The 25,213-nt window shown below is 59.7% G+C and carries 25 protein-coding genes; 11 read left to right on the forward strand and 14 right to left on the reverse strand.

The window, feature by feature from the left end; translation table 11 throughout:
• The first annotated feature begins 111 nt into the window (after window positions 1-111).
• The 9 genes from SO139_RS20165 (at window position 112) to SO139_RS20205 (ending at window position 7,651) form a co-directional block, all read left to right on the forward strand.
• The gene (locus SO139_RS20165; protein WP_498540456.1) at window positions 112-1,338 is read left to right on the forward strand and encodes an ABC transporter substrate-binding protein; all 1,227 of its coding nucleotides are present in this window, start codon (window positions 112-114) and stop codon (window positions 1,336-1,338) included.
• Between the two features lie 113 nt (window positions 1,339-1,451).
• Window positions 1,452-2,246 carry an SDR family NAD(P)-dependent oxidoreductase gene (locus tag SO139_RS20170; RefSeq protein ID WP_498540457.1) on the forward strand — a complete coding sequence of 265 codons (795 nt, stop codon included), beginning with the start codon at window positions 1,452-1,454 and terminating at the stop codon, window positions 2,244-2,246.
• A 354-nt stretch (window positions 2,247-2,600) separates the two neighbouring features.
• Window positions 2,601-2,924 carry a 2Fe-2S iron-sulfur cluster-binding protein gene (locus SO139_RS20175; RefSeq protein WP_498540458.1) on the forward strand — a complete coding sequence of 108 codons (324 nt, stop codon included), beginning with the start codon at window positions 2,601-2,603 and terminating at the stop codon, window positions 2,922-2,924.
• Window positions 2,921-4,165: an NAD(P)/FAD-dependent oxidoreductase gene (locus tag SO139_RS20180; RefSeq protein WP_498540459.1), complete on the forward strand. Its 1,245-nt coding sequence runs from the start codon at window positions 2,921-2,923 to the stop codon at window positions 4,163-4,165. Before SO139_RS20175 ends, SO139_RS20180 begins: the two co-directional genes overlap by 4 nt.
• A 73-nt stretch (window positions 4,166-4,238) precedes the next feature.
• Window positions 4,239-5,588: an aromatic ring-hydroxylating oxygenase subunit alpha gene (locus SO139_RS20185; RefSeq protein WP_498540460.1), complete on the forward strand. Its 1,350-nt coding sequence runs from the start codon at window positions 4,239-4,241 to the stop codon at window positions 5,586-5,588.
• The gene (locus tag SO139_RS20190; protein ID WP_498540461.1) at window positions 5,585-6,391 is read left to right on the forward strand and encodes an SDR family NAD(P)-dependent oxidoreductase; all 807 of its coding nucleotides are present in this window, start codon (window positions 5,585-5,587) and stop codon (window positions 6,389-6,391) included. Before SO139_RS20185 ends, SO139_RS20190 begins: the two co-directional genes overlap by 4 nt.
• Before the next feature lie 24 nt (window positions 6,392-6,415).
• On the forward strand, window positions 6,416-7,012 hold the full coding sequence (locus tag SO139_RS20195; RefSeq protein WP_498540462.1) for a 3-phenylpropionate/cinnamic acid dioxygenase subunit beta: 597 nt from the start codon (window positions 6,416-6,418) through the stop codon (window positions 7,010-7,012).
• 18 nt (window positions 7,013-7,030) lie between these two features.
• Window positions 7,031-7,228: a hypothetical protein gene (locus SO139_RS20200; protein WP_498540463.1), complete on the forward strand. Its 198-nt coding sequence runs from the start codon at window positions 7,031-7,033 to the stop codon at window positions 7,226-7,228.
• Between the two features lie 201 nt (window positions 7,229-7,429).
• Window positions 7,430-7,651 carry a hypothetical protein gene (locus tag SO139_RS20205; RefSeq protein WP_498540464.1) on the forward strand — a complete coding sequence of 74 codons (222 nt, stop codon included), beginning with the start codon at window positions 7,430-7,432 and terminating at the stop codon, window positions 7,649-7,651.
• Window positions 7,652-8,207: 556 nt separating this feature from the next.
• On the opposite strand, the gene SO139_RS20210 is transcribed toward SO139_RS20205, so the two are convergent.
• The 7 genes from SO139_RS20210 to SO139_RS20240 all read right to left on the reverse strand — a co-directional run bounded on the left by SO139_RS20210 (window position 8,208) and on the right by SO139_RS20240 (window position 16,616).
• Entirely contained in the window at window positions 8,208-9,902 is a 1,695-nt protein-coding gene (locus SO139_RS20210) for a methyl-accepting chemotaxis protein (protein WP_498540465.1), read from the reverse strand.
• A gap of 312 nt (window positions 9,903-10,214) precedes the next feature.
• Window positions 10,215-11,159: an ABC transporter substrate-binding protein gene (locus tag SO139_RS20215; RefSeq protein ID WP_498540466.1), complete on the reverse strand. Its 945-nt coding sequence runs from the start codon at window positions 11,157-11,159 to the stop codon at window positions 10,215-10,217.
• 19 nt (window positions 11,160-11,178) lie between these two features.
• On the reverse strand, window positions 11,179-11,946 hold the full coding sequence (locus tag SO139_RS20220; RefSeq protein WP_498540467.1) for an ABC transporter permease: 768 nt from the start codon (window positions 11,944-11,946) through the stop codon (window positions 11,179-11,181).
• Window positions 11,943-12,725: an ABC transporter permease gene (locus tag SO139_RS20225; protein WP_498540468.1), complete on the reverse strand. Its 783-nt coding sequence runs from the start codon at window positions 12,723-12,725 to the stop codon at window positions 11,943-11,945. Before SO139_RS20225 ends, SO139_RS20220 begins: the two co-directional genes overlap by 4 nt.
• Window positions 12,725-13,576, reverse strand: coding sequence for an ABC transporter ATP-binding protein (locus SO139_RS20230; RefSeq protein WP_498540469.1), 852 nt, complete (start codon window positions 13,574-13,576; stop codon window positions 12,725-12,727). Before SO139_RS20230 ends, SO139_RS20225 begins: the two co-directional genes overlap by 1 nt.
• Entirely contained in the window at window positions 13,573-15,252 is a 1,680-nt protein-coding gene (locus SO139_RS20235) for an amidohydrolase (protein ID WP_498540470.1), read from the reverse strand. The genes SO139_RS20230 and SO139_RS20235 overlap by 4 nt, the downstream gene beginning before the upstream one ends.
• Complete coding sequence (locus tag SO139_RS20240) at window positions 15,249-16,616, reverse strand: aminotransferase (protein WP_498540471.1); 1,368 nt, start codon at window positions 16,614-16,616, stop codon at window positions 15,249-15,251. Before SO139_RS20240 ends, SO139_RS20235 begins: the two co-directional genes overlap by 4 nt.
• Before the next feature lie 163 nt (window positions 16,617-16,779).
• On the opposite strand from SO139_RS20240, the gene SO139_RS20245 reads away from it, so the two are divergent.
• A complete protein-coding gene (locus SO139_RS20245) occupies window positions 16,780-17,529 on the forward strand; it encodes an IclR family transcriptional regulator (protein ID WP_498540472.1) in 750 nt (249 codons plus the stop codon).
• Window positions 17,530-17,536: 7 nt separating this feature from the next.
• Here SO139_RS20245 and hpaH read toward each other — a convergent pair whose 3' ends face one another.
• A complete protein-coding gene (gene hpaH / locus SO139_RS20250; protein WP_498540473.1) occupies window positions 17,537-18,343 on the reverse strand; it encodes a 2-oxo-hept-4-ene-1,7-dioate hydratase in 807 nt (268 codons plus the stop codon).
• A gap of 164 nt (window positions 18,344-18,507) precedes the next feature.
• On the opposite strand from hpaH, the gene hpaR reads away from it, so the two are divergent.
• Complete coding sequence (hpaR, locus tag SO139_RS20255) at window positions 18,508-18,960, forward strand: homoprotocatechuate degradation operon regulator HpaR (RefSeq protein WP_498540492.1); 453 nt, start codon at window positions 18,508-18,510, stop codon at window positions 18,958-18,960.
• A 1-nt stretch (window position 18,961) separates the two neighbouring features.
• Here the strand turns inward: hpaR and SO139_RS20260 are convergent, their stop codons facing one another.
• The 6 genes from SO139_RS20260 to SO139_RS20285 all read right to left on the reverse strand — a co-directional run bounded on the left by SO139_RS20260 (window position 18,962) and on the right by SO139_RS20285 (window position 25,090).
• A complete protein-coding gene (locus SO139_RS20260) occupies window positions 18,962-20,572 on the reverse strand; it encodes a GMC family oxidoreductase (RefSeq protein ID WP_498540474.1) in 1,611 nt (536 codons plus the stop codon).
• Window positions 20,573-20,648: 76 nt separating this feature from the next.
• The gene (locus SO139_RS20265) at window positions 20,649-21,839 is read right to left on the reverse strand and encodes an ABC transporter substrate-binding protein (protein WP_498540475.1); all 1,191 of its coding nucleotides are present in this window, start codon (window positions 21,837-21,839) and stop codon (window positions 20,649-20,651) included.
• A 35-nt stretch (window positions 21,840-21,874) separates the two neighbouring features.
• Window positions 21,875-22,603, reverse strand: coding sequence for an ABC transporter ATP-binding protein (locus SO139_RS20270; RefSeq protein ID WP_498540476.1), 729 nt, complete (start codon window positions 22,601-22,603; stop codon window positions 21,875-21,877).
• A complete protein-coding gene (locus tag SO139_RS20275) occupies window positions 22,600-23,370 on the reverse strand; it encodes an ABC transporter ATP-binding protein (RefSeq protein WP_498540477.1) in 771 nt (256 codons plus the stop codon). Before SO139_RS20275 ends, SO139_RS20270 begins: the two co-directional genes overlap by 4 nt.
• Entirely contained in the window at window positions 23,367-24,212 is an 846-nt protein-coding gene (locus SO139_RS20280; protein ID WP_498540478.1) for a branched-chain amino acid ABC transporter permease, read from the reverse strand. Before SO139_RS20280 ends, SO139_RS20275 begins: the two co-directional genes overlap by 4 nt.
• On the reverse strand, window positions 24,209-25,090 hold the full coding sequence (locus tag SO139_RS20285) for a branched-chain amino acid ABC transporter permease (RefSeq protein ID WP_498540479.1): 882 nt from the start codon (window positions 25,088-25,090) through the stop codon (window positions 24,209-24,211). The genes SO139_RS20280 and SO139_RS20285 overlap by 4 nt, the downstream gene beginning before the upstream one ends.
• Between the last annotated feature and the right edge of the window lie 123 nt (window positions 25,091-25,213).

A 25,213-nucleotide genomic window follows, 5' to 3' on the forward strand; every position in this document is an offset into this window, starting at 1 on the left:
ACCGGCCGACGTCCATACCGTGGACACAAAGCGCGGGTTGACGGCCTTCACCGTCTCGGTGTAATAAAAGTGAACATAATGTCCACCAGATGGACAAGGGAGGTTGGAGCAATGTCGATGCGGCCGAGCACGGGCAGGTTAAGAATAGTAATCCTCATCGCGGCGGCGTTTATGCCCTCAATTGGTGTTGCCCAGTCGACGAGCGGAATCACTGACGGCGTCGTCAAGATTGGTGTTCTGGGCGACTACGGCGGAGGCAAGGACCTGGGCGGGCCGGGCTCCGTGACCGCTGCCAAGCTCGCAGCCGAAGACTTCAAGAACCAGGTCTTGGGGAAGCCGATCGAGATCGTCTCGGCGGATCACCAAAACAAGCCGGATACCGCGGTCGCCATCGCGAAGAAGTGGTTCGACCTCGAGCAGGTTGACGCGGTCACGGATCTGGCGGTCAGCTCTGTCGGCCTTGCCGTTGCGGGACTTGCGACGCAGAGCAATCGATCCGTTCTGATTTCGGGAGCTGCGACCTCTGATCTAACGGGCGCAAACTGCTCTCCCATCATTACGCATTGGGCCGACGACACTTACGCGCTATCGAGTGGCATCGTGCCAGAAGTGAGCGCGAGGCTCAGCAAGGATTGGTTCTTCGTCGCCGTGGACTATTCCTTCGGCAGCGCCATGCTGCGTGACGCGTCGGAAGCGCTTAAGAAGAATGGTGGGAAGGTTGTCGGCAGCGTGCGTTACCCATTCGGAACGCCAGATTTTTCCTCATTTCTTCTGACGGCACAATCTTCGGGCGCCAAGGTTATTGCGTTGGCAAGCACGGGAGCCGACACGATCAACGCAGTCAAGCAGGCCCACGAATTCGGCATACAGGGCGCAGGGCAGACCATTGTAGGCCTCCTGACCTTCATCGCTGACATTCACTCCGTCGGACTGAAGGACGCTCAGGGCATGTATCTCGCGTCACAGTATTACTGGGACGACGATGACAATACGCGCTCGTTTGCAAAGCGCTTTTTCGAAATTGAAAAGCGAATGCCGACCAAGTTGCAGGCAGCAACCTACGCTTCGGTCAAGCACTATCTGAAAGCCGTGGAAGCTGGTGGGACGGACGAGGCAAAGGCGGTCAATGCGAAAATGCGCATCATGCCGGTCGATTTCTTCGGGCGGCCCGGACGCATTCGTCAAGATGGCCGCGTCATCTATGACCTCAGCATCTACCGGGTGAAAGCGCCGGCGGCGAGCAAGGCGCCCTGGGACTACTACGAGAAGATTACGACGATCCCTGGCGACAAAGCATTCCGTCCTGAGAACGAGGGTGGCTGCAACCTTATCCACTAGCACTCAGGAACCACGCGTTAACTCCCGAGACTGCCGGCGGCTTCGGCCGTCGGCATTTTTTTCTCTCCGGGGTCAACCACCAATTTCTGTCCAACCTCTCGAATGGAAAAACCATGACACAACTTGCCGCTGGACTGATGGAAGAAATGAACGTCGATCTGCGCGATCGCGTAGCGATAGTTACGGGTGCCGCGCAGGGTATCGGCGCGATCTATGCCAAATATCTGGCCGCGGCAGGCTGCCGGACGATCATTGCTGACGTCAACGACTCGCTTGGAAGGAAAGTCGAGCAGGATCTCAATAGTGCAGGGGCCTCAACCGAGTTCGTGAACATCGATGTGGCCAATGAGCAGTCCGTGACGCGAGCCGTTAACTCGATTGCGGATCGGCATGGACGGATCGATATTCTGGTGAACAACGCTGCTCTGTTCTCCGCGCTGACCAAGAAGCCATTCGAGCAAATTGAGCTCGCGGAATGGCGCCGAGTCATGCAGGTGAACGTCGACGGCACTTTTCTGATGACCAAGGCGGTCGTGCCTCACATGCGTCGCGAGAAGTACGGCCGCATCATCAATATCTCATCGACCACCGTGCCCATGGGGCGCCCCCTCTATCTGCACTATGTGACATCGAAGGCTGCCGTCCTCGGCCTCACGCGCTCGGTCGCCCGCGAAGTTGGCGAGGATGGTGTGACGATCAACGCCATTATGCCCACACTCATCGAGACCGGCGTGGACACCCAGGTCGTCAACGCCGCAACGTTCGATTTCATCAAGAATATGCAGAGCGTCAAGAGGACAGGTCAACCCGAAGATCTCGCACGCGTCCTTCTCTTCCTGGCCTCGAAGGACAGCGGCTTCATCACGGGGCAAACGATCGTCGTCGACGGCGGCGGTATCCATCTCTGAGGCCGATCGCGATGGCGATGGTCTCTGGCTTCAAGCTTTTGACAGCGAAGTTGCGAGCCCTGCTGTTGCTATGGAGCGCGTCCTTCTGGGTGGAGGCAAGATTCAGAGCCGAAGTCGATCCAGGAAGCTAACCGCAGCCGCTGGAGAGCGCCGCCGACGAAGCGGCGCTCTCTCCATGTCCGCCTGCTGGACATGTGTAAAACGGGATGGCTGACATCTCCCGATGACCGGCATAGTGTTCTTGACAATGGTCAGGAAAACGCCGAGTTATATTTTGAGAATGATGTCCATCTGGTAGACGCCTTTAAGATCTACCTTCGGAACTCGGGCGGACAGCGATCCAAGGGACGGCGGATGCCGACAGTCAAATACATCCAGTCTGATGGCAGCGAGCAGGCCGTGGATGCCGCTGCCGGAACGAGCGTTATGCAGGCCGCTATCACCAATGGCGTGCCGGGCATCCTGGCCGAGTGCGGCGGAGCCGCTTCCTGCGCGACGTGCCACGTCTACGTCGACGAGGCCTGGCTCGATAAATGCGGGCCGCCCGGCGACGACGAGAACGACATGCTGGAATGCACGGCGAGCGAGCGCCGTCCAAACAGCCGGTTGAGTTGTCAGATCGAGCTCTGTGACGAGTTGGACGGATTGATCGTCCGGACACCGGAGGCGCAATCGTGACCGAGGCAGGCGTCGTAATCGTCGGAGGGGGGCAGGCCGGTGTGCAGACCGCGCTGTCCCTGCGCGAACTCGGTTACGGGCGGCCTATTACGATTTTCAATGGGGAAGGCCACCTTCCGTACCAACGGCCGCCCCTGTCGAAAGCCTTCATGACGGGCAAGGTCGGCCTCGAAGGCATGTGGCTGCGCAATTCGGACTTCTTCGAAAGATCCGGAATCTCGCTCCTGAGCGACCGCGTGGACGCGATCGACCGTACAACCAAGCAGGTCGTTCTAAGGAGTGGCGGTTTGCTTCCGTATTCCGCACTCGTCCTCGCGACTGGCGGCCGAAACCGTTGCCTGAACCTGCCCGGCGCGGGGCTTGAAGGGGTCCTTTCGCTTCGTTCGCTGGATGACGCCATCGCGCTCCGTGAGCGGTTGGGTACGGCACGTAACGTCGTCGTCATCGGCGGCGGTTTCATTGGCCTCGAGTTCGCGGCGGTCGCTGCAAAGGCCGGCGCGTGCGTTCACGTAGTCGAGGCTGCACCGCGGACGATGGCGCGTGCTGTCTCCTCCGAAGTTTCGGCCTACTTCACCCGGCGGCACGGCGAACGTGGCACGACCTTCTCGTTCGGCGACACGGTGCTGCGCATCAACGGCGACGGGGGACGGGTGTCGTCAGTCGAGACGGCCAAGGAAGCGACACTGCCCGCAGATCTCGTCCTGATCGGCGTCGGCATCGTTCCCAACAGCGAGCTGGCGCACGAGGCTGGTCTCGCGACCGACAAGGGTGTCATTGTCGATGAGTACCTCGAGACGTCGGATCCGGCGATCTCGGCTGTTGGCGATTGCGCGGTTTACCCGAATGTCTTCGCGGGAAGCATGATGCGGGTCGAGTCCGTGCAGAACGCGGTCGACCACGGCCGCACTGTCGCCGCGCGGCTGATGGGCAATCGGTTCGCATACACGGCCGTTCCGTGGTTCTGGAGCGACCAGGGTGAAGACAAGCTGCAGATCGCCGGCATTTCGGCGTCCGCGGACGTGCGCCTCGCCAAGGGCGACCCGTCAACTGGCCGCTTCTCCGTATTCCTGTTCCAGAACAATCGGCTCGCTTGTGTGGAGTCCGTCAATCGAGCGGCCGACCATATGGCCGCCCGCAACTTGCTGAAGACCGGCCGGCTCTCCCTGGTCACGCCGGAGATGGTGCAGACCGCCAACTTCGATCTGAAGACCTTCGCCGCCAAGGAGGCGGTCAGTGCCTAGTCCGCGCCAACCAACCCTGGAACAACAGTCCTAAGACCGGGCGCAAACGCGCTCAATATCTGGAGAAAATCGCATGGCTCAGAAAAACGAGTTCGACAAGCTTGTCGATATCGACAAAGGCTTCATCAGCCGAGAGATCTTCGTCGATGCCGACGTCTACAGGGAAGAACTGGACAAGGTCTTCACCCGCGCCTGGCTGATGGTCGGTCACGAGAGCCTCGTTCCCAATCCTGGTGACTTTTATACCTCCAGGATGGGCGAGGAGTCCGTCATTCTTTGCCGCGACAAAAAGGGCGAGATCCACGTTTTTCTGAATTCCTGCCGCCATCGCGGCATGAAGGTCTGCCGCTACGAGTCGGGCAATACCTCGCTCTTCACGTGCCCGTATCATAGCTGGACGTACACCACGGACGGAAAGCTGCAGGGCGTTCCTCTGTACAAGACGCTCTACGACGGCGTGCTTGATCGTGAGGCCAATTCGCTGGTCTCGGTGGCGAAGCTCTTCAACTACAAGGGATCGATCTGGGCGACCTGGGATAAGAACGCGCCTGATTTCCTGACCTATTTAGGCGATGCCAAAATTCACCTCGATCAGGCGCTCGATTGCCGCGATGGCCGCGAGGGCGGATCGGAAGTCATCGGCGTGCACAAATGGGTGTTCCCGGCGAACTGGAAGTTCGCGGCGGAGAACTTCCTGGGTGACACCTATCACAACCCCAGCCATCGATCGGTGGATTTGATCGGCATCGGGCCGAGCGCGGCGGCCGGCAAAAAGGGACGGCGCGACGACGAACTGGAGAAGGCACAACACGTCTGGATCAGCTTCCCCGGCGGTCATGGCGTGCACAGTGCGCTCCAGCCGGATGCCAACGAGTACATGGAGTCCTTCCTCGACAATCCGGTCCTCGAGGAATACTTCCGGCATTGTTTCGAGGAGCGAAAGAAGCGACTGGGCGAGGGAGCCAAGCTCCTGCCGTTCGTCGGGACGATCTTTCCCAATACTTCCTATCACGGGCGTCAGCCGCGCGGTCTGTGTGCGTGGCACCCGCACAGCCCGACGTCGACGGAGGGCTGGCGTTTCTTCCTGGTCGATAAGGACGCCCCGAAGGAGGCCAAGGAGTACCTTCGCCGTTACTATATGCGCTACTCGGGTCCGGCCGGCATGACTGAGCAGGACGACATGGAGAACTGGCTGTACGCCACCGCTGCCAGCACCGGAACGGTCGCGCGCCGCTACCCGTTCAACTACCAGCAATCCATGGGAGCCTTCACGACCGAGCATCCGCTGGGAGGCCAAGTCAGTCTCCAGGTCACGGAGCAGATCGCGCGTGGCTTCTACAACCGCTGGGCTTCCTACATGCGCAGTGCGGGTTGGGACGAACTCCTCGGCGGTCAGGCCCACAGCAGGCAGGCAGCAGAGTGACAAATCCCGCAAAAGTCGTCGTCGTCTCCGGGGGCACCTTCGGGATTGGCCGGGCCATCACCCTCGGCCTGGCTGCGCGCGGCCATCAAGTGGTGGCGTTCGGTCTCGAGTCCCCCCAGGTCTCCAGCGTTGCGCAGGCCTCCATACCGGGATTGCGCGACGAACTGGCGGCCCGAAAGCTCGAGGCCACGCTGTTGGAAGCCGACGTCTCGAAGGCTTCTGACGTTGCTAAGGTCGTTGATACGGCAACCTCGACCTACGGTCGGCTCGATGCCGTGGTCAACAACGCCGCGATTGGGCCCTTGGGGACAGTGCTCGATACCGACGAGGAACTGTTCGATCGCATCGTGGGCGTCAATTTGAAGGGGCCCTTCCTGCTTAGCCGCATGGCCGTGCCGCACATGAAGAGGCAGGGCGGCGGATCGATCGTCAACATCGGCTCCGGCGCAGGCTGGGGAAAGCCGAATATGGCGGTCTACAGCGCCAGCAAGGGCGGTCTACATACGCTGAGTGCCGCGATGGCCTATGACTTCATCTATGATCGGATCAAAGTGAATACAGTCATTCCGGGCGGCGGCGGGATTGTTAGCGGCATGAGTCTCGGCCGAGTTGGCGGTGACCAGTCTCGTCTTGGACGCAGCGCCCCAGGCACCGCCGCCGGACGTGTCGCCAACGGGGACGACATTGCAAACGTCGTCGCATTTCTGTTGTCGCCGGAAGCGGAAACGCTTTCTGGAACCGTGATCGATGTCGGCTGCTTCGCAAATCAGGGCGGACCCGTTCCCCCGAAACCAGCCGGCTGAGCCATTAAGACGAGGAGCATGACCATGAACGCGATTGTGCAGGAAAAGGACCAAGCGACGGTCGTCACCGGCAATGCGGCAATCGAAAGGACGCCGCAGTACTACCGCCTCAAGGCCGACGTCGAGGACTTCTACTATCGCGAAGCCGACCTGCTGGACGAGCGCCGCTTCCGTGAGTGGCTCGACATCCTGGCTGATGACATCGTCTACTTCATGCCGATCCGCCGCAATGTAAAATTCGGCCAGCACGCCGCGCGCGAGAATACGAAGCAGGGCGAGGGGATGAGCTGGTTCGACGAGGACAAGTGGACCTTGTCGAAGCGCGTCGACCAGATTCTGACAGGCGTGCACTACGCCGAGGAGCCGCTGTCTCGCATCACGCACATGGTCAGCAACGTGCAGATCAAGGCAGTTCGACCAGATCTCGACAAGCCGAGCGAGCTGGAAGTCACCAGCCGATTTTTGCTATATCAGAACCGCGTCGAGTACGAGACCTACACGTTTGTCGGCCGGCGCAACGACACGATCAGGGTCACGGACGCCGGATGGAAGGTCGCGAGAAGGGAAATTCTCCTCGAACAGAACATTCTGCTCGCGAAAAATCTCACTATGTTCTTCTGAGCCGGAAAGCAATTCACGATGATCAACGTTCTGGATGTCAAAGTCGGGACCAAGCTCCACCTCCGCGAGGGCATCGTGGCGCAGGTGGTCGAGAACATGGAGGATGGCATGTGGCTTCAGGTGAAATATCTTGAGGTGCCAAATAGCCCTTCCGAGGTCGGCGCCGTCGAACTCTGCCACGCGCAAGATATCGTTAAGGTATCTGCCGGCGTTTAACCCCGCAAGCATCGAGGTCTTAAACCCATGCTCCGATTTGACCATATGCCGAGTGACTTCCATCCGATCTTCCTTTTCTTGGGGGAGGCTTCGGATCTCAGCGCTCTCGCAAACTTTCTGCGGTCGTTTGCGAAAAGCGGCCACCAGGTGTCAGTTGCCGAAGGAATTCCAGGCTCGAAATCGCGCACAAGCTTGGTTGTTGTGCCGGCAGAGGACGCATTCGGCCTGCGTGACGTCGGCGGCTCGTTCGAGTGGCGGCTCAATGCTTGGCAGGCCGACCGCATTGCCGAGCGGATCGATTTGTTGACGCCGAAAGACCACAAATCTGGCTCGGACCTCATCGAGGTCGGAAGTGACGGCGAGATCCCCGTGAAGATCTCGCGCGGTGAGTTCACCGACGATTTTCTCGTTACGAAGCGCTGAACGGAGGAGCCTCGAGACAATCGTTCGGGCTCATCCAGAAAAGCAGGCTAAACCGTTGTGGTCAAACCGGGAGTGCTAATGTCCGCAATCGTGCCTCTTTCTGTGAAGCTGCTTCCGTTCAGCCGTTGGCGGGTGCAACATCCTCCAAAACCGCGCTGTCCCCCAATCACGCTTAGCATGGCGAATGAGACCGCGTGGATCGTCGCGCCTGCCATAGGCGTTACGTTGCTGTTGGCTATAATAGTACTACTGGCTGACCGGTGAGCTAGGTCGGGGTTCGTATGAAAAAGGGCGACGTGTCGTGTTCTGAGTGCGGGGCTGGCTTTCGCCGTCTTGAATTGGCAACTCTACCTGGCAGCGAAGGCGAATATCGTTGCCCTGTCTGCGGCGAGTTTGTCGAGACGTTCGACGGCAGCACGTTTGTCATGTACCGCTTGACGATCCAGCCGTCGACGAAGGCGTTTCGAGAGTAAGAGGCCCGCCGATGTCGCACGCGGGGCCTCTTCGGAAGACGGCGAGCGCGGCACTGCGGATAAATCTCCGAAAAGATACGGGTCTACGCCGCCAGCAGATCGTGGAGGAAACTCTGGACACGTGTCCGCAGCTTCTCAGCCTGCTGAGCTAGTTCTCCCGACGCGTCTTTCATCTGGAGAGCCGCATCGCCGGAAGCGTCGACGGTCCTGGTCACATCCTCCAGACCGCCGCAAGCCGCTTTTGTACGAGCGGATGCCTCCTGAGCGTTCCGCGCAATCTCGCGGGTTGCAGAGCTTTGTTCTTCCACAGCGGCCGCAATCGCCGAGGCAGTTTCGTTGAAACGGCTTATGCTCGTGCTAATGGAATGAATCGCGGACACGGTTTCGCCGGTGACATTCTGCATGGTTTCGATCTGGGTAGAAATCTCTTGAGTGGCCTTCGCGGTCTGAGCGGCGAGGCTCTTGACCTCCGATGCTACGACAGCAAAACCCTTGCCTGCTTCACCGGCGCGCGCAGCCTCGATCGTCGCGTTAAGCGCGAGAAGATTCGTCTTGCTCGCGATTTCACTGATCATTTCGGTGACAGTACCGATCTGCTTGGCGGCATCCGCTAGCGCGGCGACGAGGACATCGCTACGTTGTGCGTCGTCGACAGCTCTGGCTGCCATTTCGGAAGAGGAGGCGACCTGCCGACTAATTTCGTCGACGGAACTGGTGAGTTCGCTTGCCGCTCCGGCAACGGCCTCGACATTGACCGACGTACGGTCGGAGGCGACGGCTGCCGCGCCGACTTGCCGCGACGCGTCGCCGGCGGAAGCGCTCATCGACGCTGCGGTCTGTTCCATTTCGGTCGCCGCCGAAGCAACGGTGTTGACGACCTCACCTACGCTGGCCTCGAATTCCCGCGCCACACGCTCCATGGCCGCGCGTTGCTCAATCGCTGAGCGCTCGGCTGCGGCGGTTTGCTCCGCCTTCAAGCGACTAACCTCGGTGGCATTGTCCTGAAACACCCGAAGAGCGGCCGCCATCTCACCGATCTCATCCCGTCGGTCGGCCCCTGAGACGTCGACATCTAGATGACCTGAAGCGAGCCGCTGCATGTCGGACTTCATGCGGAGCAGGGAACCACTAATGTCGCGGCTGATAAGCCAGCAGGAAGCGACGACCAGTAGGAAAACGAGGCCGCCCGCGCTGGCGAGTTTCAGAATGGTAGCGCGAAAGGCCGCATCCAGATCGTCAGTATAAGCTGCAGCCATGACGGTCAGGTCATTCCAGGGGCGGAAGCGCGAGACATACGCGACCTTGTGCTGTGGTTCGCTCGCTCCTGCTCTCGGAAAATAGTAGTCGACGATGCCATCGTCCGCTTTTGCAAGGGCAATCTGAATAAGCTCACTGAGGAAGCGACCGTCCGCGACCTTCGCCTCCGACACATTGCCTTCGAGCTTTGGGTTGGTGCCATGGACGCGCACACGTCCGTCAGACTCCAGCGCGATAATGTACCCTTCGCCGTTGTCGAAACGGATCGTATGCACCGCGGCACGAAATTGCTCAAAAGCTTGTTCGCGCTTCAGTTTGCTGGCTCCGACCTCCGCCTCGAGCGATTTTGCAATTCCCGTCGCCGCCTGGACAACGGCATGGAGCTTTTCGATCCGATCATCCAGCATTCGACCGCGCATGATGGCGCCGGCTAGGGCAATGGACGCCGTTACGGCCACAGCCGCCAGGCAAAGAACCAGCAAAAGCTTTGTGCGGATACTGAGGTTGCTCAGGTATTTCATGACGCCGCTTCGCCTATTCCATGTCAAAATCGACAACAAAGTCCATCTAATGGACACTATCAACCATTCGCTGCAAAATAGTTTACTTCCCGCCTCCCCGAGCCAATACCCGAAATGGCAAGGGATTCCGCTGGATATCAGACCGGGCGCCGCGAAGGCTGGCGCACTCTTCGGCAGTGTTTCGGCCGCCCACATGCCTGAGGCCCCGCAGCAAGCAGAACTGCGGGTGCTTGACGACGCTGCTAAGAGCGCCGTCGGCCGCCGCAAGCGGCGACTTCGCGAACGACGGACTACCGTCCCATCTCAAAGATCCTATTTCTTTGGGAAGAAATCGGCCGCCTGCACGGATCCCGTGATCAAACCCTGTGACTTGACAAGCGCTATCCACCAATCGAGCGTATTGCTGCTGACGTCGGCGGTCAGGTTGGGAATCCGGGTCGACGCGACGACAGGTGGAGGAAGTTTGGTCCACTTCGCCAGGCTTGCACGAGCATCAGCCTCGTTGCTTTTGATGTGATCGATTGCTTCAGCGATTGCGTCATGGAATTTCGTTCCCACTTCTCGATGGCTGGCGAGCCATGTCTTGGAACTCGCATAGAAATCGATAGGAATCCCGCTTGGGACGGTCGCCAGATAGTCGGTGAAGGTGTATCCGACGTTCTGATTGATCATCTGGCTGTAAAACGGATCGACCGTCACGCCTGCATCGATCTGACCGGATTTCATCAGATCCTGCATCTGAGGCAATCCGACCTCGAGAAACGTGACTTTGCTGGAATCGATGTTGTTCTCTGCGAGCCAGCGGCGCGTCATAATGTGGTGGAATGAGTTAAGGCTGATCACGCCCACTTTCTTGCCGACCAGGTTGCCTGCCGCCTTTATTCCTGATCCAGTACGAGCGACGATCCCAGCATAATCGGGCTTCGGGGTGGGAAACTGGGTTGCGCCGCAGACGATCTGAAGATCGATCCCATTGTCTTTCGCCTGGATGATGACAGGCGGCACGGCAAATCCAATGTCGGCGGCTTCCGACACCAAGGCGCTGACGATCACCGACATGTTCGCCACAGGAGTGATCTCGACTGCGAGACCGCGACGTTCAAACATGTGTTGATCGGCAGCGACGTATAGCGCCAAAGCATCGCTGTTGTTAATCACAGCGACCTTGAGCGGGATATCTGCTGATTGAGCGGTCGTCACTCCGAGAGCGATCGCGGCCACCGAGAGTACGCATCGTATAAGCGGCGTCTTAAGCATGCAGAACTCCATCAGGCGGTTATGAATAGGCTGGCTTCCAACGGAGCAGCCAGCGTTCGAGGATGATCAGTAGCAAGCTGCTGGCGAGGCCGAGGCCAGCCAGGAGGATGAGGCCCGCAAACAGGTCGGGTGACCGGAACGAACGTCCCGCAAGCAGTATCCATTGACCCAAGCCATCGCGGCTTGCGAGCATCTCGCCTACGATCGTGAGGATGAGCGATACCGTCATGCCAAGTCGCAGGCCGGTGAGGATATCTGGCAGAGCGCTCGGAAGCACAATCTTGAAGATCACCGCGGTCCGCTTCATTCCAAGGGCATCGGCCAATTCGTAAAGTCTCGGCTCGACGGAGCTGAAGCCATGAATCGTCGCGAGCAACATTGGCCAAAGCGCGCCGAAACAGATTGTCGCCAGGACCATACCCTCGGAAAGGCCGAGAAAAGCGATGGCGACCGGAACGATAGCTGAGGCAGGAAGCGGCCGCAAAAGCTCAAGACTTGGCTCCAGATACGCGCGGATCGTCTTCGAGCTCCCGATCAGCGAACCGAGAGCGACACCCATCATCGATGCGCAGATCCATCCATAGAACATGCGCTCGACTGTATGGAAAAGCTTGGGCTGGAGCGCCCCGAGCGCGAAGCCGCGTTGCAGTGCGGCCCAGGTTCGGTCCGGTCCAGGCAGGAAGACGGGAGAGACTAGTTTTGCGGTAGAGAGATATTGCCAGAGCAGAACGAACATCACTGCGACAGCGATGCTGGGAACGATCCAGAGAGTGCCAAATTTCCTCATCCGATGCCGCCTGTCACCGCCATACGACCAAACAGCCGCCGTTCAATCCACGACAGCGCACCATTGAGCGTCCAGCCAACGGCCCCGAGCCAACAGACGAGAGCAAGCATGGTCGCCGGCTGTAAGGACTGTTGAGCATTCATCACTCCGTAGCCGAGGCCGAGCGGATTAGCCGTGACCTCGACCGTAACGGCGACGATGAGAGCAATGCTCGCGGCGAGCTTCAGGGCGACGAAAATGCGCGGTACTGCAGCCGGGAGCACGATTTTCCAGACCGAGGCGCCGAACCCAAACCCAAGCGCCCTCGAGACCTCCAGGAGGCGCGGTTCAATGCTCGAAACGGCCGATCGCGTCAGGAGGAGGGTCGGCCAGAACGTCGCGAACGCCACGATGGACAACTCCATCCGATAGCCGAAGCCAAAAATCAGCATGACGATCGGAATAAAGGCGATCGAAGGAAGTGGCCGAATGATTTCGATCGTCACGAACAACATCCGATCGAGAAATCGCGAAACGCCGAGAAGAGCACCGGTGAAAAGACCGGCACCGAACCCGATGGCAAGTCCAGCCATGGCTGCTGCCAAGGTCTGCAGTGTTTGGGTCACGAGCACGCCGCCCACGGCTGCTTCGACAAGTGCGGCAAAAATGCTGTGCGGTGGAGCCACGACGTCGCTATGGGTGCGACTGACCGCGTAAGCGACCTCGGCGATGCCGATCAAAAGAAGCGGCACCACGAATCCCTGAAGCCGTCCTGAACTGAGACGCTCAATGCGTTTCATCAATGAAGCTCCTTGAAGAGCGTGTAGAGCTCGTGGCGGAGGCGAAGGAATTCGACATCTTCGCGTGAGCGGAGCTGATCCCGCGGTCGCGCCAGGTTGACGTCGAAGGTCTGCACGATTCGCCCAGGATTGGGCCGCATGACGATGACGCGGTCACCGAGATAAATGGCTTCCTCCAGATCGTGGGTGACGAAGAATACGGAGGCGTTAGTACGAGCTGTGATCGTCAGGATCTCGTCCTGCAGCGATTGACGCGTCATCGCATCCAGCGCGCCAAACGGTTCGTCCATCAAAATTGCCTTCGGCTCCTGCGCCAGTGCGCGCGCAATCTGGAGCCGTTGCTGCATGCCACCCGACAATTGACCCGGAAATTTATCGGCGTGCTGCGATAGCCCGACGAGATCGAGGACATGTCCGATCCGCTCGCGATACTCGGCCTTCGCAACTTGCATTGCTTCCAGGGCAAGCGCCACATTTCCGCTCACCGTGCGCCAAGGCAGGAGAGCCTTGCCATAATCCTGGAAGACAATGGCGACGTCTTGGTGCGCGCGAATGAGGGATGCACCGTTGTAATGGACCTCGCCCGAAGTCGGACGAGCGAGGCCGGCCATTAGGCGCAGGAGGCTTGTCTTCCCGCATCCCGAAGAGCCGACGACCGAGACGAATTCCCGGTGGCGCACAGTGAAGTCGATGTCCTCGAGAATAGGACGTCCCGAAAGCGTCAGATGAGCCCGCCGTAGTTCAAATACGGCAGGTTTTCCTTCTGGGTGGGCTTGTGGCCCGAGATGATCAGAGGCGGCGAGTTCAAGCCCGGCGGCAGGGGCCGCGCCCAGGATGACGGGGGCGTTCATGGGAGCTCCAGGTTGCCGTGAATGCAGTTTCCTTCGAAGAGCGTCGCAAGAACCTCAGTCTCGGCGATGTCCTCGGGGGCGATCTCGAAGAGGTTCCGGTCTAGCAGGATGATGTCGGCTGATTTTCCAGCTTGAAGCGATCCCGTCTCGTCAAAGCGGCGCAGGGCTCGGGCCGGCCGGCACGTATAGAGTTCGATGGCCGTTGCGAGATCGATGGCCTGGTCCGGCCGATGTGTTTCCGTAGCAGGGATGTACGGGTTCTTGCGCGTAACCATCGCAGCGAGGCCTGGCCACGGGCTGGGCGAGGGGGCGATTGCGGGCCAATCAGTTCCGGCCGCGGCGTCGGTGCCGAGCTCGAGCAGGCGACGAATTGGCCACGAGCGCGCAACGCGTTCAGCACCCAGGAGCCGCAACATGGCTTGCATGTGAGCGGAGGGAAACCACATGGGCGGACACAGATCGGCCAGGACGTTCAGCCGGCTTAGGCGCGGTACGTCATCCGGATGGATGAAGTTGAGATGGGCGATCTGGTGTTGCGGGCCGTCTGATCCATTGCGCTTTCGTACCAGATCAATGGCATCGAGCGTGTCCCGCACAGCCCGATCGCCGATCGCATGGATCTTGACGCTGATTTGGTCGCGATCCAGGGGGATGATGAGCTCGGTTAGCTCGGACACAGTGTAGAAGCTGTGCCCCGTCAACTGAGCAGCGCCTTCTCCGAGATATGGCTCGAGAAAAGCAGCCGTCTGCATGCTGGGCACGCCGTCCATGAAGAACTTGGCAAAGTCGACGCCAATATGCTTCGACCGAAACCGCTCGCGGTTGGCAACGGCGTCGGGCCCGATGCCATCCCGGACCAGTGCTAGTCCTTCCTTCATGGCGATTGACATCCCGACCCAAGCCGAGAGATCGCCGCTGTCGTCCAATTTCTTGTAGGTCGCCATTGTCGTCTGCGACGCGACGGCCAGCTGAAATCCGGTTACGCCGAGCTTGTTGTAGAGAGCTACACTAAAACGCGCCGCCTCCAGATTCTCGCTCTCCGTCCACGGCGGTACAGCCTCCTCCATCATGAACGCTGCGGATTCATGCACCAGGCCGCTCGGCTCGCCCGATGCTTCATCGCGGACGATGACGCCATTCACGGGATCCGGAGTATCACGATCAATCCCGGCTGCTGCGAGAGCTGCAGAGTTGGCGAAACGAGAGTGAAAGCTTACGTCGCGAAGCATGACGGGTCTTCCACCAGAGACCTCGTCGAGCGCTTGCCTGGCAGCCTTGGTAGAGAGTTGGCTGGAGAGAGCCGGTCCCCAGGCTCCGCCGGTGATCCAGGCGCGCCCGGGCTTTTTTGCTGCATCCTCGACCGCTTCAAGCAGGTCTTTGAAAGACGCAGCCGGGCTGACTTCGAGTTCGAACAGGCGTGAGCGGGCTCCTTCAAGGACATGGCAGTGTGCGTCGATAATGCCGGGCAACACCATGCGCCCCGCGAGATCGACCTGCTTCGTCCGATTGCCGACAAATGGGTCGACGTCCGTCGCCGACCCCACCGCAAGGATTCGTCCTTTGCCGATGGCAATGCATTCGGCCCAGGCCTGCGCGCGATGAACCGTGTAAATGCGGCCGCCGCGCAGGACTAGATCCGCGTGATGCTCATCGGTCGCGGGCTGAGCCGTCGTCATGAAAGCGCCTTTTGTACTTCGTCCAGGGTGTCGGCGACAGCTGCGACCAGCATCTGGATTTCATCAGGGCTGATGATCAACGGCGGAGCGCAGTAGAGCTGTCCTCCTATTGCGCGCAACAGAACACCGCGACGTTGCAGACCGCCCATAAGCCGATCGCCGATCCGAGCTTCTGGCGCAAAGGGTGTCTTGCTGGGCTTGTCGCTTACAAGCTCCACCGCGGCCATAAGTCCTATGCCACGTACCTCGCCAACCAGCGAGTGATCGGCGAACTGGCGCAGCCCATTCTGCAGCAGAGGTGCATTCTCCCGAACTCGGGAGACGATATCGAGTTCATCGTAGATCTTCAGCGTTTCCAGGGCGACGGCGGCTCCGACGGGATGGCCGCTGTAGGTATATCCATGACCAAAGCCGTTCATTGCGGCGCTGTGATCAGCCACGCCTTGATAGATCTTTTCAGACATCATCACCGAGGAAATTGGAAAATACCCCGACGACAGATTCTTGGCGCAAGTGAGAAGGTCGGGTCGCATTCCCATGGATTGCGACCCCCAATACTCGCCAGTCCGTCCAAATCCGCAGATCACCTCGTCGGCGATGAGGAGGATGTCATACTTGCACAGTATCGCCTGGATCTTGGCGAAGTAAGTCGCAGGCGGTACGACGACGCCTCCGGTTCCCATGACCGGCTCGGCAACAAAAGCGCCGACGGTCTCAGGTCCTTCCCGCAAGATGACGGCCTCAAGCTCCTGCGCGAGGCGGCTTGCAAATTCCTCCTCGCTCTCGCCAGGCTTGGCGTTCCGGTAGTGATGCGGGCATGCGACATGGATAAAGCCGGAGATGGGCACTCCGAAGCCACGGTGCATGATCGGCAAGCCGGTTAGGCTCGCCGACGCAATTGTGGTTCCGTGATAGCCGCGTTCACGTCCGATGATCTTTCGCTTCTCTGGCTTGCCGATTCCTGCGTGATAATACCAGACGAGCTTGATGGCCGTGTCGACGGCTTCGGAGCCAGAGGCCTGGAACATCACCTTCGACATCGAAACTGGAGCTCGCGCCAGGAGCTTCTCCGATAGTTCGATAATCGCGTCGTTGGAGCGGTGCGCGAAGGTCTGCTGATACGGGAGCTTGAGCAGTTGGCGGTATGCCGCCTCGGCCAGGCGCTTTTCGCTGAAGCCGAGCGCCGCGCACCACAGACCGGCCATGCCTTCCAGAAACCGATTGCCGTTTTGGTCGACAACATAAACCCCTTCGCCGCGCTCGATGACGAGAGGCCCGATCGTCTCGTGCAATCGAAGATTCGTTTGCGGGTGGGCGTGGCTCGCAACATCGCGAGCCTCAAATGAGTTCAGAGCGACCGCCATAAAACTGCTTTCTTCTGCGTTGAGGTATTATCAACGATTGCTATTCTGCAACGTCTTCGGAAGATAAGGAATATCGCAGTGCACTCGCAAGAATAAACCTTATGCGAGTTGCCTGTGAATCTTGGGCAGTTGATATAATATCAATTATTACGGAGTGAGCTGGATGAAGACGGCGCAAAGAGCCATCCGATTGCTCAAGCAATTCTCGATCGAAACTCCTGAACTCGGGGTCATTGAACTCAGCCATCGGCTCGAGATGGATCGCGCCTCGGTCCATCGTCTGCTGCAAAGCCTGAGCGGCGAAGGGGTTATCCAGCAAAATGAGCGAACCAAGCGCTATTCGCTTGGCTCGGCCATCATGGACCTTGCTGCAGTCCGCGCCGGCTGGCAGGGCATCGCAGAAGTCGCAGGCAAGCACCTGACTCGTCTGCGCGATCGAACGGGCGAGGGGGCGGCCCTTTCTCGCACCGACGGCCGGAGCGCTATCTGTGTCACGATGGTCGAATGCCGAAACACCGTGCGGGTCATTTACGAAATCGGCGAACGCATCCCGTTGCATTGCTCAGCGAGTGGTTTGGTGCTGCTCTCGCATCTCGAGCCGTCGAAGCGTGCGGCGCTGCTGGCCGAGCCGCTTCATCGATTTACGATACACACCGTGACCGATGCCGCGGAGCTCGAGGCGGAATGCGAGAAAGTTCGGCAGGACGATAGCGCTTACACGGCGGACACGTATCTTGAGGCCGTCCGCAGCGTAGCGTCACCCGTTCGGGACATCCGTGGTCGCGTTGTGGCCGCGATCGCGATCTCTGTCCCTTCTGTGCGGCTTCCCGATACAGAAATCGCGTCGCTCCGGCGGATCGTGCAGCAATGTGCGGACGCCATCAGCGATGAACTGGCGAGCGGTCACCGCTGACGACGCTTCATGCGAAGTAACAACTCACGGAACCAAAACTGCCGTAGTCCGCCTGAATCGTGTCGCCCTTGCGGGCTTCGATGGGACGGATGAATGAGCCGGCGAGGACCACTTGACCAGCTTCCAGCGCCAATCCGTTCGGCGCGATCTTGTTGGCGAGCCAGGCCACCGCTATCGCGGGATGATTGAGAACGCCGGCGGCAAGGCCGGTCTCTTCCAATTGACCATTCCGATAGCAGAGTGTGCCGATCCACCTGAGGTCGGCTTCAAGCGGACGGATTGGGCGCCCACCAAGGACAATCCCTGCATTTGCAGCGTTATCGGAAATCGTATCGAAGATCTTGCGCGTTGCGTTGGTCTTCGGGTCAATGCGTTCCACTCGGGTGTCCAGGATTTCGAGGGCGGGCACCACGAAATCGGTCGCGTTCAGCACGTCGAACATCGTGCAGTTCGGTCCGGACAGCCTGCTCTTCATCACAAAAGCGAGTTCGGCTTCGATGCGAGTAGCAATGAAACGATCGGCCGGCACAAGACCGCCGTCGGCGAAGAACATGTCGTCCAGCAGGATTCCCGAATCCGGTTCATCAATGTTGAGGGCGCTTTGCATCGCCTTTGAAGTCAGCCCGATTTTATGACCCTTCACCACGCGCCCTTCCGCGACCTTCATCTCGATCCACGCGCGCTGAATTGCGTAGGCGTCTTCGATGGTGATGCCGGGGTGTTCGACCGAAATCTGGCGGATTTGCTTTCGGGTCTTTTCGGCTTGATCAAGTCGTTTGGCTACGGCGATAACGGCGTCTTGGGAGAGCGGCATTCGATCCATCTTCGATTTACTGATGCATCCAGATACTTAACATGTTAAATGTCGTCGTTCAACGCGAACGGTATGCCCATCTTTTTTTGGAACAAACGCTGATGGCGGGAAGAAGATCGAGGTCTGAGCGCTCCGCTCCACAAGAGAGCGCTCCGACGCTGCCGATGCGAGAGTTCTCACGATCGCTACCGATGTCGCTCCTGCAGGCCCGCGAAGCCGTGATGAGACAATTCAGGCCCGCTCTGCGTCGGCACGGTCTGACAGAGCAGCAATGGAGGATCCTGCGTGCTCTCACATCCGTCGAAGAGATCGAAACTTCTGGGCTGGCTCGCATTGCCTTTCTGCTCGGCCCAAGCCTGTCGCGCATCCTGCGAGACCTTGAGACCCGCGAGTTGATCAGCCGCCGTACCGCCGACGAAGACCTGCGTCGTTCCTTTGTGTCCATTTCCTCGAAAGGGAGCAAGCTCATTGACGCGGTGGCACCAACTTCGGAAGCGATATACGCCGCTATTACGCGCCGCTACGGTGAAAGACGGTTGGCTGAACTCCAGGAAATGCTGGGAACTCTCGAAGAATGTCTCCATGAGATTGAGGTTCTAGAGGGAGAAGGCGGCTGATCTATTGTTTGGCGAGCGACGCCTTGATCAGATCGGCGGCTCGTTCAGCAATCATGATGATCGGAGCATTGGTATTGCCCGACACAAGGCGCGGCATGATCGATCCGTCGACGACGCGCAGTCCACCGAGCTTTCTCACGCTCAAAGTCTGGTCGACCACGGCGTCGGCGTCGGTATCGGGCCCCATGGCGCAGGTGCCAACCGGATGGAAGATTGAGCTCGCGCGACGCCTCACCCAGTCGAGGATCTCTGCATCGTTCGATACCGGCAGGCCCGGCTCATGCTCTCGTTCGATGAACCCAGCAAGCGGTTCGGTGCCGACAATCTGGCGAACCTTGCGGAGCGTCTGCACGGCCAGACGTTGATCCTCCTCCGCGGTAAGATAGCAGGGGTAGATGGATGGAGGCGCCAAGGCATCGCTGCTGTTGATTTCGATCCGCCCACGGCTCTTGGGCCTCAGCGCGCATGCCGAGATCGTCACACCTGGAAAACTATGAAGTGGTTGATTGCGCTCGTCAAAGCTCAGCAGTGCGAAATGGATTTGAGTGTCCGGCCAGTCGAGCTCAGCGCCACTGGAAAAAAAGGCGCCTGCGCGAAAGATCCCGCTGCTGAGATCTCCGGCCTGGCCCGCGAGATACTTGAAGAATTCAAGTGCGCTCCGCCAGTGTGAATGCGCGAGCTGATTGAGGGTCTTGGTGCCCTTGCAGTGGTATGTCGGTCGCATTTGCAGGTGATCCTGCAGATTGCGTCCGACGCCCCGCAAGTCTGCCTGGACCTTGATCCCATATCGGCCGAGCAGCTCCGGATCGCCGACGCCCGACAGTTGCAGCAACTGGGGCGATTGGACGGTGCCTGCGGAAAGGACAACCTCGCTCGTGGCATGGAAGGTTTTGCGTTGACCGTCTTGCAGGGCCTCCACGCCCACCGCGCGGTTGTTCTCGATGACGATCCTGGTGACCGTGACGTCCGTAACAAGCTTCAAATTGAGGCGGTTGAGGGCGGGCGCCAGAAACGCGCGCACTGTGCTAAGGCGTCGGTGATTGCGTGTGTTGACGGTAAAATAGCCGGCGCCGGTGTTGTCTCCTCCGTTGAAATCGTCGACGGCTGGCATCTGGCAACGGCTGGCGGCTTCAATGAAGGCGTCCGAGAGCGGATCGTGAGGCAGCCGCGTGATACTCAGTGGAGCGTCGGGATCAGGGACTTGCCTGTCTTGTGTGATGCCGAGCGATCGATCGAAATAGCGGCGGACGGTTTCCCAATCCCAGCCCGTGTTTCCCAACGCGGCCCACCCGTCATAGTCCTTGCGGTGGCCGCGCAAGTACAGCATGCCGTTGATCAGGCTCGATCCGCCGGGACCCTTACCGCGTGGCCAGGCGAGCTGACGACCAGCCATCGATGGATCCGGCTCGGTGATGAATTTCCAGTCGTGCCGCGCATCACCGATTGTCTTCACGTAGCCGATGGGAACGTGAATCCAGAAATTCCGCGGGGTCGAGCCAGCTTCAAGGAGCAGTACCTTAAGCGAGGGGTTCTCGCTCAGGCGCGCAGCGAGAGTGCATCCGGCGGAGCCGGCACCTACGATGATAACGTCGGCCCGTAATGCTTCGGACATTGGGATGCTCGGAGTTTTGCGTAGTTCGTGTGGAAAGAGGGAGGACCGCCGATCCCAGGAGCGGCGGCCCGGTCCATCACTTTTTCTCCGGGACGAACTCCCACACCTTCTTTTCGATGTTGGCCTTCAGAATATTTCCAGGGAGATAGGCATCACCAGTGTCGCGGAACTTGTACTTGTAGACACCTGAGAACTCCTTCAACTTGGAGAACTCGTCCTTGATGACCTCACGTGCTTTCTTCGGGTCAGTATTGCCGTCGATGCCGTTGCGGCGGAAGATATCGGCATAAAGGAGGATTGCGTCGTAGCCGAAAGACCAGTTCGCCAGGTTTGGAGGCACCCCAATCGTCTGGTCGCCCTTCTCCAGCACTCGCTTGACGATGCTCTGATAGAGAGCCTGATCCGTATATCCCGGCATACCGTCGGCGTTGGTCGAAAAGCCGATGACGTACCAATTGCGTCCGTATTCGCCGACCATATTGATGAACGGACCGGACCAGAGCGTTGCGGTGTTGAAGACTGGAGCAGTGATGCCCTGCGTGTTGAATTCTTTCGCAAGCAGCATGCCTTGAGCGGGGAACGCCGACACCATGATGGCGTCCGGGTTGCGGCTCTTGATCTGGATGGCTGCCGCCGAGAGGTCCGTGCTCTTCGAGGAGAACTCCACCGTATCCAGGACTTCGAGGCCGTTGCTTTGCGCAACGGCTTTGAAGACGTCGGCAGCCGCTTTGCTTGAGGCCTCACGGATATCGGCGGTGATGACAACCGTCTTGACGCTGGGGAAGGCCTTCAGAAACGCCTTGAACCCTTCCGGGATCTGCATGTCGTCCGGCGGCTGGAGGCGGATAGTCCAGGGTCTGACGTTGATGCCTGGCTTGATTGCATTGAGCGCTATCGACGGCATCGCGATCTGGTTGGCCAGTGGGCTGACGGTCTCCCATTGCGTACCCGTCATGGGCCCGACGGCACCAAAGAAGCCGCTCCCGGCGTAGCGGCGGAACAAGACGACGGCCTGTCCCGGATCTGTTTGCGAATCACCAACGTCAAGCTGCAGGAGGCTCCGATTGACGCCGCCCTTGGCATTGATGTCCTCGACCGCGAGCTTGACCAGGATCTCTTGAATCTTGCCGTAGCTTCCGAGCGGGCCCGTCAATGGCGTAATGAGTGCAAGTTTGATCGGCGGCTTTGCATCGTCCGCGTGGGCAATGCAAACCGAGAGACTGGCAGCGATCGCCAGAGCGCTGCCAACGATAAATCTGCGGTTCATGATATCCACGAGTGTCCTCCTGAAAATTTTCTGAGTCAGTTGTTCGTCGAATGCCCGAGATAGCCGGCGACGATTGCTGGATCGCGTGCGAGCTGGTCGGAATGCCCCGCCGCGGTGAAGACGCCGTGGGAGATCACCAGCGCGCGATGTGCCAGTTTGAGCGCACGAGCGACGTTCTGCTCGACGATTAGAATGGCGACACCGTCGTCGCGAAGCTCGGCGAGGCTGCCGAACACTTCGCTGGTGAGACGAGGCGACAGCCCCATGGACGGCTCGTCGAGTAGAAGCAGTTTCGGTCGGTTGACCAGCGCCCGCGCGACCGCCAGCATCTGCTGTTCCCCGCCAGAGAGATTGCCCGCAGCCTGCTCGGTGCGCTCCTTCAAACGCGGAAAACGTCCGTAAGCCCTGGCAAGCGCCTGCGAGAAGCTCACTCTGGTGGGACGTATCTCCCAGGCGAGGCGGAGGTTCTCCTGAACGGTCATCGTCTGAAGCGTGCCCCGGCCTTCGGGCACATGCAGGAGGCCTAGACGTGCAAGCTGATGAGTTGGCGTTCGTCGAATATCGTGATCGAGGAACGTCGCCTGACCGTCGGAGAGCGAGATGATGCCCGAAAGAGCACGCATCAGCGTGGTCTTCCCCGCGCCGTTTGCTCCCACGATCGCAACCGTCTCGTGCTGGCCAACCTCGAAGCTCAGACCCCGAAGGGCTCGGATGGGCCCGTAACCGGCCGAGAGATCCTTAACTGACAGGACCGGTGAGGTCATTGCACGCTCTCCTCGGCCTCGGTTCCGAGATAAGCCTTGAGAACATCTGGATGATTGAGAACCTCCGCGGAGGAGCCTTCGGCGATCTTTTTGCCGTAGTCCATGGCGATGAGCTTGTCGGAGAGGTGGCGGATGAGGTCCATGTCGTGCTCGATGAGCAGAATCGCTCCGACGTGTTTGCGGACGATCGCGATGTCTTCGGAAAGGCGCCTGGTCTCTGCCTCGTTCATCCCGGCCGCCGGTTCATCGAGCAGCAGCAGCGCGGGTTGGCCGACCAGGGCTCGTGCAATTTCGAGCCGCCGCGCGTCGCCGTAGGAGAGGGACGCGGCAAGGCGATCGGCCTTGTCATCGAGCTGCAGCAATTCAAGCCAGCGCATGGCTTCCGCGATGGCGGTCTTGCGCGCTCGCCGCGCCAACAGCGCACGAAACGGATGATCAGCGAAAGGCTTGAACGCGACGAGGGCGTTTTCGAGAACCGTCATCCGCCGAAACAGGCGAATGTTCTGAAACGTCCGCCCGATGCCAAGTCTCCCGATCTCATGCATCGGCTCGTGCGTGATGTCCCGGTCTTTGAAACGTATTGTGCCTCCGCTCGCCCGGTAGAAGCCGGTGATGGTGTTGAGGAGGGCGGTTTTTCCGGCTCCGTTCGGACCTATCAGGCCAACGACTTGGCCCTCGGCGACGTCCATGTCGATGCCGTCCAGGGCCCGGAGCCCCCCGAACGCCTTCTGCAATTCGCGAATCTCGAGGATGGCGGCGCCGGTCATGCGCGATCCGCCTTATGCCCAAGCCGTGGGGGGAGCGCGTGTGCCGTCACGAGCCGGAAAGCGAGCAGGCCCAGCGGACGGAAGAGCAGCATGACGAGGATGGCCAAACCGAAGACGGTTGGACGCCAATCCGCCAAGACCCGAAAATATTCGGGAAGCAGTGTCATCAGCGTCGCGCCAAGCATCGGACCAAACATGTTGTTGGCGCCGCCGAGCACGACGTAGAGGACGACGTAGATGGAGAGGAGGACGTCGAAGCTCTCAGGCCGCACGAAATTCATGTAATGGCCGTAGAGGGCGCCCGCGATTGCCGCGATTGCCGCTCCAGTCGCGGATCCGGAAAGTCGAATGAACGTGACGTTGACGCCGAGCGAAGATGCGACCCGGTCGTCTTCGCGCACGGCGTCGCAGATTCGCTGGAGCGGGCTGAAGGAGAACCAAAGAAGGATGCCCCCGACGATCACAAGCGCAATCACGACCGCGTTAAGGTCGGCGCCCGTCATGCCTCCGAAGCCGCTGACGCCGCCGACGTAGTCAATATTCTCCAGTGCGACGCGCGCACAAAAAGTGATGCCGATGGTGACGAGGATCAAATACACGCCGCGCAGACGCAGAGCAGGGAAGCCAAGGACCGCCGCAACCAGGGCGGAGAACACGGCCGCCGCGATGCACGCCGGCAGCAGCGGCCAGCCAAAATTGACCGTCAAGATGCCGGCACTGTAGCAGCCGATCGCCATGAAGGCGCCTTGCGCAAAGGACAGGCCGCCTGTCGCGAGCCCGATGTAAACGCTCCAGGCGAGAAGTACGTTGATGCCTGCGAAGAACAGTTGATCGGAAATCACGCGCGTTGCTCCACTCCGTGTGAGCCGCCGCCGAACAAGCCCCGGGGCCGCACGAGCAAGGTGGCGATCATCGCGAGCCACACGGTGAGCTCGGACAGGCGTCCGAGGCCGAAATGGAACATCAGAGCCTCCAGGACGCCGATGAGGAGTCCGCCAAGCAATGCACCGCGGAGATCGCCAAGGCCTCCGATCGCCATAATGGCAAGTGCCTTGAGACCGAAGGTGAGGCCAATATCAGAGCTGGCTGCGCCGCTTCGAAGGGCGATCAACAATCCGGCCTCCGCAGCGAGCGCCGAGGACACGAAGAAAACGGCCTGGGAAATGCGCAGGACGTTGATGCCGAGAAGAGACGCAGAGACGGGAGATTCCGCGACTGCGCGAATCTGCCGACCCAGCTTCGTGCGCTGGAGAAGGACGTGGAGGCCGCTGGTCAAGACGGCCGTCGTCACGACGATCACGATTTGAACGTTGAGAAAGTCGACACCGGCGATTTGAAAGCGCTGCGACAACCACCCGGTTTGAATCGGCAGGGACACGCTTTCGGTTCCGAACAGCTTCTGCGTGACGTCGGTCAGGACGAGGCCGACGGCCATTGATGCTAGGCCTGCGGTAATTTTTGCGTCGCTATCCTTGAAGCGGCGGAAGGCTGCGAATTCGACCAGGAGCCCCAGCACGCCACCCGTGGCAAGGGCAGTCATGAACGCGAGGTAGGGCGGTAGGCCACTCGCGACGACCGCGACGAATCCCCCGATCATCAGCACTTCCGGATGGGCAAAGTTGAGCTTGTCGAGGACACCGATGACGAGTGTGAAGCCGATGGCGACCAGCGCATAGAGCGCTCCGCTCACTAGCCCGTTGATGATGAGGCCTAACAGCATGAGTGAGGTCTTTCGCCGTGGTTTTGAACTCCGCTGTGTGCAAACAGCCCGCCTTTGCTGGTATTGGCGTTGCCTTTGAAGGACGGCATCAAGTCACCGGTAATGTGGATCGATGCCTAAAGG

It is taken from the genome of Bradyrhizobium sp. UFLA05-89 (assembly GCF_059803475.1).

Excerpts from the sequence above, each read along its gene's own strand:
- SO139_RS20165 (WP_498540456.1), top strand. The coding sequence starts at position 112 with ATGTCGATGCGGCCGAGCACGGGCAGGTTAAGAATAGTAATCCTCATC.
- SO139_RS20170 (WP_498540457.1), top strand. The coding sequence starts at position 1,452 with ATGACACAACTTGCCGCTGGACTGATGGAAGAAATGAACGTCGATCTG.
- SO139_RS20175 (WP_498540458.1), top strand. The coding sequence starts at position 2,601 with ATGCCGACAGTCAAATACATCCAGTCTGATGGCAGCGAGCAGGCCGTG.
- SO139_RS20185 (WP_498540460.1), top strand. The coding sequence starts at position 4,239 with ATGGCTCAGAAAAACGAGTTCGACAAGCTTGTCGATATCGACAAAGGC.
- SO139_RS20195 (WP_498540462.1), top strand. The coding sequence starts at position 6,416 with ATGAACGCGATTGTGCAGGAAAAGGACCAAGCGACGGTCGTCACCGGC.
- SO139_RS20200 (WP_498540463.1), top strand. The coding sequence starts at position 7,031 with ATGATCAACGTTCTGGATGTCAAAGTCGGGACCAAGCTCCACCTCCGC.
- SO139_RS20210 (WP_498540465.1), bottom strand. The coding sequence starts at position 9,902 with ATGAAATACCTGAGCAACCTCAGTATCCGCACAAAGCTTTTGCTGGTT.
- SO139_RS20215 (WP_498540466.1), bottom strand. The coding sequence starts at position 11,159 with ATGCTTAAGACGCCGCTTATACGATGCGTACTCTCGGTGGCCGCGATC.
- SO139_RS20220 (WP_498540467.1), bottom strand. The coding sequence starts at position 11,946 with ATGAGGAAATTTGGCACTCTCTGGATCGTTCCCAGCATCGCTGTCGCA.
- SO139_RS20225 (WP_498540468.1), bottom strand. The coding sequence starts at position 12,725 with ATGAAACGCATTGAGCGTCTCAGTTCAGGACGGCTTCAGGGATTCGTG.
- SO139_RS20230 (WP_498540469.1), bottom strand. The coding sequence starts at position 13,576 with ATGAACGCCCCCGTCATCCTGGGCGCGGCCCCTGCCGCCGGGCTTGAA.
- SO139_RS20235 (WP_498540470.1), bottom strand. The coding sequence starts at position 15,252 with ATGACGACGGCTCAGCCCGCGACCGATGAGCATCACGCGGATCTAGTC.
- SO139_RS20240 (WP_498540471.1), bottom strand. The coding sequence starts at position 16,616 with ATGGCGGTCGCTCTGAACTCATTTGAGGCTCGCGATGTTGCGAGCCAC.
- SO139_RS20245 (WP_498540472.1), top strand. The coding sequence starts at position 16,780 with ATGAAGACGGCGCAAAGAGCCATCCGATTGCTCAAGCAATTCTCGATC.
- hpaH (WP_498540473.1), bottom strand. The coding sequence starts at position 18,343 with ATGCCGCTCTCCCAAGACGCCGTTATCGCCGTAGCCAAACGACTTGAT.
- hpaR (WP_498540492.1), top strand. The coding sequence starts at position 18,508 with ATGCGAGAGTTCTCACGATCGCTACCGATGTCGCTCCTGCAGGCCCGC.
- SO139_RS20260 (WP_498540474.1), bottom strand. The coding sequence starts at position 20,572 with ATGTCCGAAGCATTACGGGCCGACGTTATCATCGTAGGTGCCGGCTCC.
- SO139_RS20265 (WP_498540475.1), bottom strand. The coding sequence starts at position 21,839 with ATGAACCGCAGATTTATCGTTGGCAGCGCTCTGGCGATCGCTGCCAGT.
- SO139_RS20270 (WP_498540476.1), bottom strand. The coding sequence starts at position 22,603 with ATGACCTCACCGGTCCTGTCAGTTAAGGATCTCTCGGCCGGTTACGGG.
- SO139_RS20275 (WP_498540477.1), bottom strand. The coding sequence starts at position 23,370 with ATGACCGGCGCCGCCATCCTCGAGATTCGCGAATTGCAGAAGGCGTTC.
- SO139_RS20285 (WP_498540479.1), bottom strand. The coding sequence starts at position 25,090 with ATGCTGTTAGGCCTCATCATCAACGGGCTAGTGAGCGGAGCGCTCTAT.